This window comes from Myroides phaeus (genome assembly GCF_900099675.1).
Taxonomy (GTDB): domain Bacteria; phylum Bacteroidota; class Bacteroidia; order Flavobacteriales; family Flavobacteriaceae; genus Flavobacterium; species Flavobacterium phaeum.
The window spans coordinates 1-13,164 of sequence record NZ_FNDQ01000017.1 but is presented as its reverse complement, the minus strand read 5'-3'; the positions used below and the strand labels follow the sequence as shown (position 1 = coordinate 13,164).

Genomic DNA, 13,164 nt, shown 5'->3' with positions numbered 1-13,164 from the left:
ATACGAAAGCTTAGTTATTAGTGATAGTCTTGTTTTTTTAATTTTGTAGATTTTATTTTGTAACTTTGCAATATAATTTGTATAGATTTAGTTTTTGTTGAATTTATATAACAGTAATTATTATGAAAAAAACGAACTTTAATATTGAAAAAGCAAAAGCTTCGGTATTATTTATTATAAATAATATTGGAGAAACTGATTTGTTGAAAATATTTAAGATTTTATATTTCGCAGAAAGAAATCATCTGGCTAAGTATGGAAGATTCATTTTGAATGATGATTATGTCGCAATGAAAAATGGACCAGTTCCATCGAAGTTATATGATTTATTTAAAATTGTAAGAGGAGATTTACCAAAGCAAGAATCTTATAATGATTTTGTAAATGCTTTTGAAGTAAAGGATCGCTATATAGTTAGTGCGTTAGAAAAACCTGACTTTGATGAATTATCTAAATCAAATATTGTCTGTATAGAAGATGCAATTAGAGATAATTACTCTTTAACTTTTGAAGAATTATCATCAAAGTCTCATCAGTATGCGTGGAATAATGCCAATAGAGATGATTATATGAATTTTTTAGATATTGCAACAGAAGGTGGTGCAAATGAGGAGATGATTAAATATATTATTGAGAATAAAGAAAATTCGCAATTAGTTGTTGCATAGTTTAAATGGGAAGGTTATCGGATTTTTTTCCAGAAGGAATAAAGCAAGAAATAGCTAATTTTAATTTAGAAATTGGTAACGTAATTAAATGTTTTACTTCGCATACAAATCCTCCAAAAGAGAAAAGATTTGTTATTTTAGGAATAAATGATGAAGGAAATTACGTAGGATCTGTATTTATTAATACTAATGTGAATTTTAATATTATTAATAGTCAAGAATTATTAGAGTTACAATATCCTATAAAAAATCAAGCTAACGATTACTTAGACCACGATAGTTTTATAGATTGTAGTGAATTGTTCGAGTTTGATCGACAAAGTTTATATGATTTATTAATGAAAGAACCGGAAAGAGCTTTAGGTAAAGTTTTACCAGAGGATTTAGAAAAACTTTTTACTTTAGTTAAATCTTCGCCTATTATTGAACCTAAAATATTGAAAGAATATAAATTAAATTAAAGAGAGCTATTACGCTCTCTTTTTTATTCGATTAATTTATAGTGCTCTTTCTAAAGCCTCTTCAAGTATTCTGAAGTTGTAGTAATTAAAGCTGACAATGGTAATCTTTTCGATTTGGTCGTTGTTCTTTAAAAAAGCCAACATCGTATTTACAGTAATTTCAGCGGCTTCTTCTTTTGGAAAACGGTAAACCCCTGTACTGATAGATGGAAAGGCAATTGTTTTAACGCCGTTTTCAACCGCAAGTGTTAGAGAGTTGTGGTAACAGTTTCTAAGCTTCTCTGCTTCGTTATCATCGCCACCATGCCAAATAGGTCCTACGGTATGGATAACGTATTTAGCAGGCATTTTTCCGGCTGTAGTGATAACAGCCTCTCCTGTGTTACATCCGCCTTGTTTAGCAACGATTTGTCTGCATTCTTCAAGGATTTCAGATCCACCCGCACTATGAATTGCTCCATCAACTCCGCCACCTCCTAAAAGGGAACTATTAGCGGCGTTTACTATAGCGTCAACAGCCAAGGTTGTGATGTCGCCTTTTATAATTTCAATTTTACTTTTTAGTGTATTCATTTATGTAAGGTATTTAGCTTAGCAATAGTTTTTTTTGGTGCTTGAGGTTATTTGTGGTTGTTTTAAATTTTACTCAAAAGAAAGCAGTAACGTCTAAGGATAGGTTGAATTTAGTGTGTATGGTTCCGTTGGTTGAAATATTAATCTTCGTTATAAACAACCGTTAGTACACAAAGGCCTGCTCCAGTTGTTATTTGGTACAACATTTTGTTGTCATAGTCTTTCCATTCTGCTGTATCGGTTTGTACTAAGTTTTCTCTTATGTAACTTTTAAGCGTATTTATTTCTGTTTCAGGAACAAAAATTTTAAACATATAACACATTTCTGTTTTGTCGTCAAGTTCAACAAAGTACATCGCAATCGTTTGCGTGAATGTACCTCTGTCTTCGGTTTGAATTTCATCGTTATATGTAATATACTTTGTGTTGTCATTTGCAGTATGTGCTGTGTAATCGCTACCGTATTTTTGGATAATGTTCGTCTTCGTTTGAAAGATTTGCGCTGAGGCTGTTTGTAAACCCATTAAAAAGAAAGCGGCTACTCCTAAGAATAGTTTGAATTTTGTATGCATAATTTACTCGTTTTATCAATAAATACAGGTTAGTTTAAAAGCGTTAAATTGCTGTATAGTAGTCTATTTTTCTTCTAATTTACTGATATTTAATGGATAATAAGGTTGTGTTTAGTGAACTGCTTGATAATTTGAGTGAAGGGGAGTAGAGAGCAAAAAAAACAACCTCTTTGGTAGGAGGTTGTTTGTTATTTTAGAAACGTACCTTATACTTTTTGAAGCAAATGACTTTTTAGGAGATACATTTATACTGGTTTTGACGTTGTGAAAAGTCTCAACAGTACTGATTTTATCTACAAAGTATAAGCTGCTTTTTTGGTTGCTACAATTGCATAAACCATTGGAATTTTGTTGTCTAAATGGGCTATTCTATACTTATGAGGTTCAAATTCTACGGTGTGGTTGAAACAATTATAAGGCGAGTAATCAAACTCGTCAAGAGTGTTAATTTCAATGCCATTGCGGATTAAACTATTGACAACCTCGCTTAAGCTATGATTCCACATAACGTACGATTGAGAGATGTCTGCTTCTTTATCCGCATAGGTTCCGTTTTCCGTTTCGACGATGGCCCCTGAATTAAAATATCTGTAACCAATTTTGTCAAAATCATCATCAAACATCCATACCACAGGGTGAAATTCGACAAACACAAATTGTCCGTTTGGCTTTAAGAATTTGGAAATAACCTGAGCCCATTTATCTAAGTCGGGTAACCAACCAATGGTGCCGTAACTCGTAAAAACAAGGTCGAATTGTTCGTCTAAGTGATTAGGCAAATCGTAAATATCGCAGCAAATAAACTGCGTGTTAGCGTTTGTATCAGCCGCTATTTGTTTGGCACTTTCAATGGCTTTATCAGACAAATCAACCCCCGTAACCTTAGCGCCCAATCTGCTCAACGAGATTGTATCTTGTCCGAAATGGCATTGCAGGTGTAGAATCTTTTTTCCTGTGATATCGCCCAATAAGTCCAGTTCAATTTTATTTAGAGAGGTTTTTCCATTCAAGAATCCCTCAAGATTATAAAATTCAGACTTTAAGTGCGTATCCGTTCTGTTGTTCCAAGACTGTCGGTTTATTTCTAAATAATTCTGTTCTACGTTCATTTGGTATGGGTTTAATACCGGCCAACCGTTTGTATAAATAAGCACACAATCAGTAGGTTAGTGGCAATGTGCTAATGTAGTTAAAATCTTCTATTAAAAGATTAATGCGTTTGGCAAACAGTAAATTAAGTAACGTTGCTTGAGATGTAGCACTTGCTTATAATGTGGCAAGTTAGGTATATAAATGCGCTGTAAGCTATTAGTTTCTTTAGAAAGGGTTAGATTATATATTTGCCGAAATACTGCTTTAAAGCGTCTTTATTGTACTTATCCTCTCCACGCCAATAAGTAACAAAAGTCCAATCGTGTTTTCCTTTCACTGGTCTGTCATAAGAAGCAGGTTTTAAGATGTCGATACACGCTAATATTTCGATTAGTATCTGGCGTTCGTCTTTGGTTGATTTGACAACTGACGCGAGGTTTTTTTCTAACGCACTTGGATAGTCGTTTGGTTGAGAATTTTCGATAACCGTTAGTATATTTTTGAAAATCTCGATGTCCTCTATTGTCGGTTCTGGGATGTCTGCCGCTTGCAGTTGTTGAAGGTCAAACAAGGTGTAGACAAGTTCGCCGTGTCTTACGCCGCCCCATTTTATTCTTTCAAAGTTCAATACGTTTAAGTCTTTATCAACGTAGTGTTCATCGCCAATAATTCCGTATTTCAAATCTCTGCATATGCCACACGTATAGCTTATGTGTGTTACGTTTCCGTTTAGATCATAGCTTTGTCCGCTAATCGCCTTGGTGTATTTGTGAGGCGTTAGTTGCTTAGCAATGAAGTAAGAGGCTACGCCAGAGCGCCAGTCTAAGCGTCTGGTAGATAGGCTGCTTAGGAATGCTTTGGCTACGTGTTGTGTTGAGATGGTAGGGAGTATGTTGGCTATGAGGTCTAAGCAGGTATCGTGGGAAATAGTTAGGGGGTCAAACATTAGTCCTTTTGCCTTGGCATAGGCCAGATCGTCAGGGGTTGTTTGCCTATCTTTTACGTTTATCCATCCGCTTTTCCAATAGGTTTTGAATAGGATGTTTTTAGCTTTTTTGTCCATTTGTGGTGTTGGTTTTGTTTTGCTAAAATAGGGATTTGTTTGTTAGGGGTAAATGAAAACAAGATACGTTTTGGGGGGGGATTTTTAGTATAGATTGTTTACTACTCTTAAGATAGAAGAAAAAAGCCTCACATTTGGTATCTGTTATAATTAAGTAAGGCGAGGTCTTTTTGTGTAATTCTATTCTTTCGATTTTACTTTTAAATATATAGATAAATAGATTTTATCTAAGTCATGGAATCTTTTAAGATAAAAATCATTCTGATACTGTTTATAAGCGACTAACATATCAAGTTTTTGTTTTCCCAATTCACAAACAAAATTGATTAAATCGGATAATTCGCTATCAAGATTGTTTTTTATCATGGCATATGATGATTCTTCAATAAGTCTATTTAATTGTTTAGTTAATTCTAATTTAGCATTTAACGTTTTTTCTTAGTCTACGGATTTGTTTATTTGTTTTTGCATAATTAGGATTTCGTCATTTAAATCGTAAAGATGCTGTTGGAAAGAATTTTGTCCAATAACGTGATTAACAACTTCTCAAAAGGAGCTTTATATAACATCGTTTTAATTATAGACAAGCTTAATTTATTGTTTGAAGAGTATAATACCCAAATACAAAGGTTAGATTTATATAAACTATATCACAAGGTTTATATATCACATCTATTTGATGACAAGATTAAACTTGCTATTGAAGATTTAAAACATGTACAAGAAAGGGAAATTCCTTTAGAAGTGCCTAAGAATCTTAACGAAGTAGACATTGAATACTTTAAAAATGAACTAGATAAAATTAGAAATGAAAAGCTCCAATTTGAAAAGAAGAATACTCATCTACTAACTGACTATTGTAGTTTGTTAAAAGTTTTATCAGTAAAGCCAAAGGTTGGATTACCCCCTATTTTCTATAGGAACGATTAAACTTAGACGATGATATTTTTACAAGTATGCAAGTTAACCTTCTTTATGAGGAGTGTATCTTGATGCAATGCTTCACAACTAATGATTTGAGTTTTGAAGACTTCTATCTTATTTTAAATAGAAGAAAACCTAAAGCTCCTTTTACGCAGTCTTTTAAGCAAGTAACCAAGTTTGCTAAAGAGTTAAAGCCTTATACGGATAAAGTTGACAAACAAATCAAAGACCAATGGAGAGAATTTGTCTGTACTGAGCTTAATTTAAAACTCAGTACAATCAAATCTTACGGGCATAAATGATATTATAGTCTCGTTGTCAACATACATATAATCTTCTCTATTTAAAGAAATTCTTTCTTTATAAAAGAAACTTTCTTCTTTTTTAAAGCTTTAAAATTATCCGATAATTCAGTATGTGGCAATGTTTCATAGATAAATAACCAATACCTATCAAAATCATCTATTTTCAAGGACTTAGAAAGTTCTTTATATTCTTTTAAATATGCGTTTTTGTTATGTTTCTTATCATATAAGTAAGCTATCATTAAATAGATACAATCTAAAGAATCAATAGCATCTTTTTTGATCGTTGGAATTTCAAGTTTAAAATCATATTTAATAGCCCAATAAATAGCATAAGAACAAGCCTCATATATTTTCTTTTTACTTCCATATATATATAAATCGTGAGCCATATTGCTAATAATATCCTTACTTATGTCATGAGGCTCAAATACTTTACTTTCTAATATATGTACTAAATAAGGATACAATAAAACCAAATGATGAATTTGCTTTATGTAATAATTTTTCGCGTTTTTATCTAAGTGTTTATTAGAAATAATCTTAATTGCATAATTTAGAATTGAAACGTCAGAATCTTCGTTTAACATTAATTCAATAGCGAAATCAATGAATCCTTTTAGCTCTTTAACTCTAATCGCTTCTACATTATCAACTTGATAGGTATTAGTAAAATTAAAATGATTTAATTTAGTAACCCATTTTTTAACGCTTGCTTGAGGGAGAGGGATTATTTTTGATTTTTTACTATTTAAAGATAATTCATACTTTTTCAACTCTTCAGATAAGCAAAGAAAAAATCTATCGGCTTCTTCATATGAATTTACATAACATGTATAGTCATCTATATTTCTAATATAATTGAATTTTTGTTTACTAAGCTCATTGTCAACTGAGACAAGTAATATTTCAGATATCAAGTTAGAGGAATGCGGACCTATTAAAACACCATTAGTTTCTCCATGTTTTAAGTTACGTGTATTAAAATCAATTATATTAAACCATTCACTTTGGTCACTTGATTTAGACTTAGCAATACTTTTCCCCACTAAAGCCCAAGATATTGAATGGCTATATATACTTGGAAAGCAATTTGATATATCTGCTAATGCAACATATTTACTTTTTATAACAATATCTTGTTCTGGATCACCATCTTTTGAGAAATTCTTATAATTCATTTCAAACAATTCTGATCTATTCTTTAGTTTACGTAGATGAATACGACTAATTTTAAATGTATCATCTTTAGTTTTTTCAAAGAAGTAATCCTGTAATTTATCCCAATTATTGGCTAAATACTTAGCTTGATTAGCGTAAGCAAAGGGTTCCGGAATTGCCATAGGTCTAAGTATATTGATATTTCTCATGCTTGAATATCTAATAAAATCTTTAGGTTTATTGTTAATCGGAAAAGTCATTGAATTAGTAAAATCTAAAAAATCAATACTAGTTAAGAAATCTGGTATCTTTTCTGCAAAAAGACCATATCCTACCAAGCCTTCATATAAATCAATGTCGGAAATTTCATCTATGTAACTACTATAATCTCTCATTTTGATAAGCCTTAAATTAATTATCTTCTATTGTTTCAATTATAGTTCGTAAAAAACCATTTGCTGTCACAAAATTTTCTTCTTGTTGAGCGACATGTTGAATGTTTTTTATTCCATGAAAAAGATTATTTCGAAACCTATAAACAATTATTGATATCGCTAAAACTATTTCATATTGAGTATTAGTTTCTATATAAATAGGTATGTCTTTATTATTTAATAGCACCTCTGTAACAAAATCTTCTCTATTATTTCTTCTAAAATGTAAAAAACGGAATCGTTCATTAATCGTATTATCTTCCTGATTAACATAACGATTCTTGAAATACTCTAAATAAGGTAGAAAACAATTAATATCGATATCTGTGTTTTTTAATATCCTTTCTAGTTTATCAATGCTAAAACTTGTTTCAAAAAACTTACCTTCAAATAGATTCCATATTAATAAAAAATCTTTAATGCTTTGTATATTATTTTCTGTAAAAGAAGTGTCATATCTCTGATTTAACCAATTTATCATCTATAACTATTTAAAAAATTATAATTACTTTATTTTTATTATTTCAAAATCAGGTGAATTTAATCATTTCCTAACTATTAAGAGAATAAAGAGTCTATAAAACCAAAGTTTGCTAATATTTATACATATTTCTATATTAATTATAAGTTTAAAGGATCTTTAGATGCTATAAAGTCATCTTATAAAACCAATCACACATTAAAAGACTTTTAAATACACAATAATCTTAATGTCAATAAATTAATTTGTTTTTTTTATTCTTTAATCACATACTATCACAGAGTTTGATAGGTAGTTTTACAATGTTCGAACACAACAATTGTATAACCTAAAAAACTTTATAACATGTATTTAAACGAATTTAAAGAAAAGCCTGTTTGGCAAATGACAGGACAAGAGTTATTAAACTTATTAAAAGAAATAACTGTAAACGAATCCCTTCATTCTTCTACTAATCAATCAAAAGACATCCTTAGTAAACGTTACGTTTATGGAATACGAGGTATAGCCGAATTATTTGGTTGAAGTATATCTGCTGTCAACAAAATTACAATAGTAAATGTAACAACAACACAATATCGGCTGTTATATCTCCAACCATTGCAGATAGTCAAAAGATGAGTGATAGAGATTTACGAGTATTAGCAGTTGAGTTTTTACTTGGTTTACAAATCGATCCTACTAAAGCTCAATACATTGCTTTTGTTCATACAGAAAAAGAGCACAAGCATATTCACATTATCGCCAATCGCATAGATGAAAACGGAAAGGTATTAAAAGATAATTACATTGGGTTTGAAGCTCAAAGAATAGCTCACGAAATAGCACTTAAATACGGATGGACTTCAATACGACAAGAAAATAAGAACAAGAAGCAAAGAGCTAACAATACTAATTTAATAGCTAAAAACGCTATTAAATCAGCTCACAGGGAAGTTTTAAAGCAGAAGCCAAATGATTTACAAGAGTACATTCGCTTAATGTTCGAAAAAGAAATTGAGGTTAAGCCTACGATAAATAAACAGGGTAATATTCAAGGGTATCGCTTTATTCATTTACCAACGAATACAAACTTAAAAGCAAGTGAGGTTGATCGAAATATTAAGTTAAATGAGTTATTTAAAAACACTGTAAGCTCAGAGCCTAAAGATGAAATAAATAAACTATTTACCAATCAAGAATTAAGCGAACCGCAAATGCAGAATTGGAAAACAGATACATCTATTTTATTTAGTATGCTATCTGTTTTACAATTTGGCGGTAACGATGAAGATGATGAACAGAAAAAACGCAAACGAAGAACTCTAAAAAGATAAACTATGGCAAAGAACCAACCTAAACTCACGGATATGACCGAAATATTACTTCAGCAAGTCATACAATTAGAACAAACGATAAAGCAAAGTGAAAAAGCTAATTTAGATACTATCAAGGAATTGAGCAATATCAAAGTAAAAGTAAATGTTGCTGAACTTCGACAGATAGAAAAAGAACAACGACAACGATTACAGAATGAATTTGAACAATTTCATCGAGAGATAACAAAAAACAATGAAGAATTTTTAAAATTTCATAAAGCAGGCAGTTCTAATAGGTTATTGTACTTGATAATTATAATTAGTCTATTTTTAAAGATTTATATAATTATTATATTACGTTTCCCTCTTTGAAAATTTAATATAACAAAAATCATTTAAACCTTGTTTGTTTTAAATGATTTTTGTTATATTCGATTAATATTTTTTTAACTAAAGACTAATAAGCCTGTAGGTTGATTTTATGGATATAAGGTGTATCTTTGCAGAAAGATTATTTGCAATTGTAAAAAATAACAAAAAAGATATTTATACTCAAAAGTTGGATGATTGGCAAGATTTTGAGCATATTTATACAAAAGCGAAAGAAAATTCTATTGAAGAAAAAGATATTGATCAATTCTTTAATGAAATTTTCTCTGATAGAGAAAGTTTTCGTCAGATTATAAAGTGTGGGTGCGAAAGCAATACCTTATATGAAATTTTCGAAAGCCTACAGAATTATAAACAAAGAATTACTCGCTTTGAGGAATCAAAAATGAAAGTGTTTATTAAAAGCGAGAATAGATTATCAAAACTTAGACTTTATGCTTTGAGAATTAAAAATAGTTCTTTTATAATAACTGGTGGAGCTATAAAATTCACTTTAAGAATGGAAAAACATAAAGATACAACTGAAGAATTAATTGTATTAGATCAATGCCGAGATTTTTTAATTAGCAAACAATTTTTAGAAGAAGATATTATTGATAACTATTTAGAATCATAGAATATGAAAGATTTAATAAACACATCTAACTTAGATTCTTTATCTACACATTATCATGAAGAGGATTTTGACTCTGACTTAATATTAAAACATACAGTAAAAAAAATTGCTTTTAAAATTTTCTTTGAGTTAAAAAAGCAAAATTTAAATCAACAAGATTTGGCTAATCTTCTCCAAATAACTCCTCAGAGTATTAGTAAAATGTTGAAAGGAGATGATTATAAGGTTTCAACTCTTGTAAAAATAGAAGAAGTACTTAAAATAAATCTAATAAACAGAGAAATATATAGTCAAAAAGAAAGTTTATCCGTTTATATCCGTATAGATGATTATGTACAAATAAAACAAATTAATTTAACGATTAAAGATCAAAGTGGGATGAATGAACTACTGAATAGTTTTTCTCCCAAAAATGCTTTGAGTAAAAAAATGAAGTTTAACAAAATTAAACTTGAAGATAAATTCTATGAAATTTAAATTATTAAAGGGAGATATAGAAGAGTTTGCACTGTTTGATGAATTTTTTCCTGAAAATTCGAGCGAACTACAGATTCAGACAGGTATAGAAGTTAAAATTAACATTAAAGATGAGAGACTAGCACTAAGTCATAGTGTTAAGTTTGAAAATAATAGTGATATAATTTTAAAAATAAAATCAACTTTTTATTTTGGTTTTGACGAAAATACATGGAATGATTTTATTAAAGAAGAAGCTATAATTATTGAGACAGCAAAGTTATGTCGTTTAGGTGAAATTGTAGTGGGAGCAACAAGAGGTATGTTAATGGCAAAAACAGCCAATACTGAATTTTCTAAACTTATACTACCTCCTATAAAACTAGGTGAACTTTTTCAAGAAGATTTAATATTTAATAAAAAAAGTAACTAAAAATTAGTTACTTTTTTTATGTCAATTTTTATCATAATTTAAATTATTAGAGATGAATCTAAAGGTTCTTTTTTAAACTAAATATTTTCTTTTAATACTTACTCATTACTTTGCAATCTACTCGAAAAGCATTCTTTACATCTTTGCTATTAAATGTTTCGCAATGTGTTTTATTCATCACTTATAGGTACATCAATTCTATCTCTAGCAACACAAAATCCATTCTTTATAATATAGCATTCAACAAAATGCATGCCTTCAAAGTTTGAATTCTCTCTTCTCTTATTATGTTCCATATTGGAATCAATAATTCCACCTCTTAAACAATTTTTCTCTTTAGCCTTTTCTCCTTCATTTTTTACTTTCCATAACACTTCAAAAGGTGCTACAACATCGGTTTTATCAATATAAAAAATTAATTCTTTTTTCTTTCTTAAAAAATTAATTTGTCTTAATAATTCTGTTCTAAATCCGGATTGATTTACAAGACAATCTATTCTTAGAGTATTAGATATATTCAGAGGATATTTATCTTCAATATATTCTTCAGATAAAGAATAATTATAACTAACTTCTTTAATAGATTGTGGATATGGAAAGATTCTGCCAAAAACTCTACGCCAAATTTCGTAAACTGTTTTGTTATCTTTTTTCCCAATAGCTTCTTCTATATTTTTCAGAGCTTTTTTAGCTTTAGATCTAAAATTTGAATTTTTCTTAAATACATGTTGATTACTACCAGGAGCATACCAGTATACTCTGTTGTCATTTAAATTTGCTAAATATTCGAAAAAATCCTTTATTAATAAGTGGTGATATTCAAAAGTATATTCTTTGTACTTAGTATCCGATTTGAAAAAATCATAAACTAAGGTATCAATCAACAATCCACCTATTTTAACACCACATTTGTTTTTCCAAGCTCTAATATATCTGCATAAAATGATAAGATTTTTGTTACATAGATTATTGTAATTATTTATTTCTAGTGCTTCGGGAATTGGGTTTGTTTTTTTCCAAGTACCACCATTATTAGAGTCTGGAAAAGTATAACTTCCATCAGATTTTAAAAAACACGGGCATACTTCAATAAAATCATTTTTAAATTCAATGACTACAACTTGACCATCACCTCTAACTTTTGAACTAGGGTAGGTTTTTTTAATAGAATCTCTAACATCTTGTAATAGTTGACTTTGTTTATTGCCTTGTCTATCATTATATTGACTGTATAAGATATCAGGTAACACAAATATTAAATCAAGATCACTAACTCCATTTATCGCAGTAGTCCTACCGTAACTTCCAACATATATCCCATTTTCAGTCTTAGATTCTAAATTATGAAAATCACTATTTAATCTTTGAATTATAAGTCCAAATCTATTTTCAATACTTTTTTGATTATTTACAATTAAATTATTGGAAAAATCTTGAAATATTTGTTCTGTGTCCATAAATTAAGAATAGTATTATTAAGAGAAATGTTATAAAAAAAAAGATTTTTAAAGAATTGGGAATCTTATCTTTAAAGAATTTAAACTTTAATTCCTTATCTATCCAATCTATTTGTAATTCATAAAAGAACTTAAAATGAGCAAACCATTGTGACATAAACACTTGTTTACTTATAGAATTACTGTAAAATTCATTCAGAATATCTTGATATTTATTTTCATACTGGTAATAACTATAATTACTATCACTTTCTACAGAATAATACAAATCCCTTAGTTTATTAAATAACTTTGTTAATCTTACTCCTTCGCTTTCAAATTGTTCAATATTATTTCTAAATGGTTCAATATAAATAATTGCAATTCCTATAAAAATTAATAAAATTGAAAGTTCCTTGTTTAAAGGAAGATTGTCATAAGCAATTTGTATTATACCTATTGCTAGTGAAATGAATCCTATCCATGTAGGTAGTTTATTTAGTATGTCGAAAGAAGCAAAGTTTTTTTTCGCCCCAAATCCTATATCATATCCTTTTTGGGCTATAGTGTTTAGAAATTTTGATTTATCCACAGTGTCAATTAATTATATTATTTAATATCATTACTATTTTCGAAAGACCATGCATATAAATTTCGGATCAAGCACAAAAGTTGGGGAGGAAGTTGTAAAATAATATATTTGCACCATGATGGATAGCAAAGAAATACTAAAACTAATCCTACCTGAGTACTTGGTAGAGCATTTCAATATTACAAAAGTTGAAGAATTAAATAGTCGTT

18 protein-coding genes are annotated in these 13,164 nt (G+C 29.4%); 10 read left to right on the top strand and 8 right to left on the bottom strand.

The features are described 5' to 3' along the window. Window positions 1-122: 122 nt before the first annotated feature. Window positions 123-668, top strand: a complete 546-nt coding sequence (locus tag BLT46_RS09365) for a Panacea domain-containing protein (protein ID WP_090409562.1) — start codon at window positions 123-125, stop codon at window positions 666-668. Window positions 669-673: 5 nt separating this feature from the next. Next, window positions 674-1,129 (top strand): hypothetical protein, encoded by a 456-nt coding sequence (locus tag BLT46_RS09360; protein WP_090409560.1) that lies wholly within the window; start codon window positions 674-676, stop codon window positions 1,127-1,129. A gap of 36 nt (window positions 1,130-1,165) precedes the next feature. Here the strand turns inward: BLT46_RS09360 and BLT46_RS09355 are convergent, their stop codons facing one another. The 4 genes from BLT46_RS09355 to BLT46_RS09340 form a co-directional block, all read right to left on the bottom strand. Further along, a complete protein-coding gene (locus BLT46_RS09355; RefSeq protein WP_090409558.1) occupies window positions 1,166-1,702 on the bottom strand; it encodes an O-acetyl-ADP-ribose deacetylase in 537 nt (178 codons plus the stop codon). 140 nt (window positions 1,703-1,842) lie between these two features. Continuing rightward, entirely contained in the window at window positions 1,843-2,274 is a 432-nt protein-coding gene (locus tag BLT46_RS09350; protein WP_090409557.1) for a hypothetical protein, read from the bottom strand. 293 nt (window positions 2,275-2,567) lie between these two features. Further along, a complete protein-coding gene (locus BLT46_RS09345; RefSeq protein ID WP_090409556.1) occupies window positions 2,568-3,383 on the bottom strand; it encodes a class I SAM-dependent methyltransferase in 816 nt (271 codons plus the stop codon). Window positions 3,384-3,601: 218 nt separating this feature from the next. Next, window positions 3,602-4,312, bottom strand: a complete 711-nt coding sequence (locus BLT46_RS09340) for a hypothetical protein (RefSeq protein ID WP_245722973.1) — start codon at window positions 4,310-4,312, stop codon at window positions 3,602-3,604. Between the two features lie 618 nt (window positions 4,313-4,930). On the opposite strand from BLT46_RS09340, the gene BLT46_RS13255 reads away from it, so the two are divergent. Both BLT46_RS13255 and BLT46_RS13250 read left to right on the top strand, forming a co-directional pair. Next, window positions 4,931-5,359, top strand: coding sequence for a hypothetical protein (locus BLT46_RS13255; RefSeq protein WP_245722972.1), 429 nt, complete (start codon window positions 4,931-4,933; stop codon window positions 5,357-5,359). 26 nt (window positions 5,360-5,385) lie between these two features. Further along, window positions 5,386-5,655 carry a hypothetical protein gene (locus BLT46_RS13250; protein WP_245722971.1) on the top strand — a complete coding sequence of 90 codons (270 nt, stop codon included), beginning with the start codon at window positions 5,386-5,388 and terminating at the stop codon, window positions 5,653-5,655. 41 nt (window positions 5,656-5,696) lie between these two features. Here BLT46_RS13250 and BLT46_RS09325 read toward each other — a convergent pair whose 3' ends face one another. Both BLT46_RS09325 and BLT46_RS09320 read right to left on the bottom strand, forming a co-directional pair. Next, window positions 5,697-7,214: an RNA-directed DNA polymerase gene (locus tag BLT46_RS09325; RefSeq protein WP_090409550.1), complete on the bottom strand. Its 1,518-nt coding sequence runs from the start codon at window positions 7,212-7,214 to the stop codon at window positions 5,697-5,699. A 16-nt stretch (window positions 7,215-7,230) separates the two neighbouring features. After that, window positions 7,231-7,734 carry a hypothetical protein gene (locus BLT46_RS09320; protein WP_090409549.1) on the bottom strand — a complete coding sequence of 168 codons (504 nt, stop codon included), beginning with the start codon at window positions 7,732-7,734 and terminating at the stop codon, window positions 7,231-7,233. A gap of 345 nt (window positions 7,735-8,079) precedes the next feature. On the opposite strand from BLT46_RS09320, the gene BLT46_RS09315 reads away from it, so the two are divergent. The 6 genes from BLT46_RS09315 (at window position 8,080) to BLT46_RS09290 (ending at window position 10,927) form a co-directional block, all read left to right on the top strand. Next, a complete protein-coding gene (locus BLT46_RS09315; protein WP_090409547.1) occupies window positions 8,080-8,259 on the top strand; it encodes a DUF3853 family protein in 180 nt (59 codons plus the stop codon). Beyond that, complete coding sequence (locus BLT46_RS09310; RefSeq protein ID WP_317040929.1) at window positions 8,256-9,050, top strand: relaxase/mobilization nuclease domain-containing protein; 795 nt, start codon at window positions 8,256-8,258, stop codon at window positions 9,048-9,050. The genes BLT46_RS09315 and BLT46_RS09310 overlap by 4 nt, the downstream gene beginning before the upstream one ends. Before the next feature lie 3 nt (window positions 9,051-9,053). Beyond that, window positions 9,054-9,404, top strand: coding sequence for a hypothetical protein (locus tag BLT46_RS09305; RefSeq protein WP_090409543.1), 351 nt, complete (start codon window positions 9,054-9,056; stop codon window positions 9,402-9,404). Window positions 9,405-9,513: 109 nt separating this feature from the next. Next, window positions 9,514-10,038 carry a hypothetical protein gene (locus BLT46_RS09300; protein ID WP_090409541.1) on the top strand — a complete coding sequence of 175 codons (525 nt, stop codon included), beginning with the start codon at window positions 9,514-9,516 and terminating at the stop codon, window positions 10,036-10,038. A gap of 3 nt (window positions 10,039-10,041) precedes the next feature. Further along, on the top strand, window positions 10,042-10,515 hold the full coding sequence (locus BLT46_RS09295) for a helix-turn-helix domain-containing protein (RefSeq protein WP_090409539.1): 474 nt from the start codon (window positions 10,042-10,044) through the stop codon (window positions 10,513-10,515). Then, window positions 10,505-10,927, top strand: a complete 423-nt coding sequence (locus BLT46_RS09290) for a hypothetical protein (RefSeq protein WP_143021887.1) — start codon at window positions 10,505-10,507, stop codon at window positions 10,925-10,927. The genes BLT46_RS09295 and BLT46_RS09290 overlap by 11 nt, the downstream gene beginning before the upstream one ends. Before the next feature lie 170 nt (window positions 10,928-11,097). On the opposite strand, the gene BLT46_RS09285 is transcribed toward BLT46_RS09290, so the two are convergent. Beyond that, window positions 11,098-12,384, bottom strand: a complete 1,287-nt coding sequence (locus tag BLT46_RS09285; protein WP_090409536.1) for an SMODS domain-containing nucleotidyltransferase — start codon at window positions 12,382-12,384, stop codon at window positions 11,098-11,100. Further along, window positions 12,347-12,955, bottom strand: a complete 609-nt coding sequence (locus BLT46_RS09280; RefSeq protein ID WP_090409535.1) for an SLATT domain-containing protein — start codon at window positions 12,953-12,955, stop codon at window positions 12,347-12,349. The genes BLT46_RS09285 and BLT46_RS09280 overlap by 38 nt, the downstream gene beginning before the upstream one ends. Window positions 12,956-13,164 lie beyond the last annotated feature (209 nt).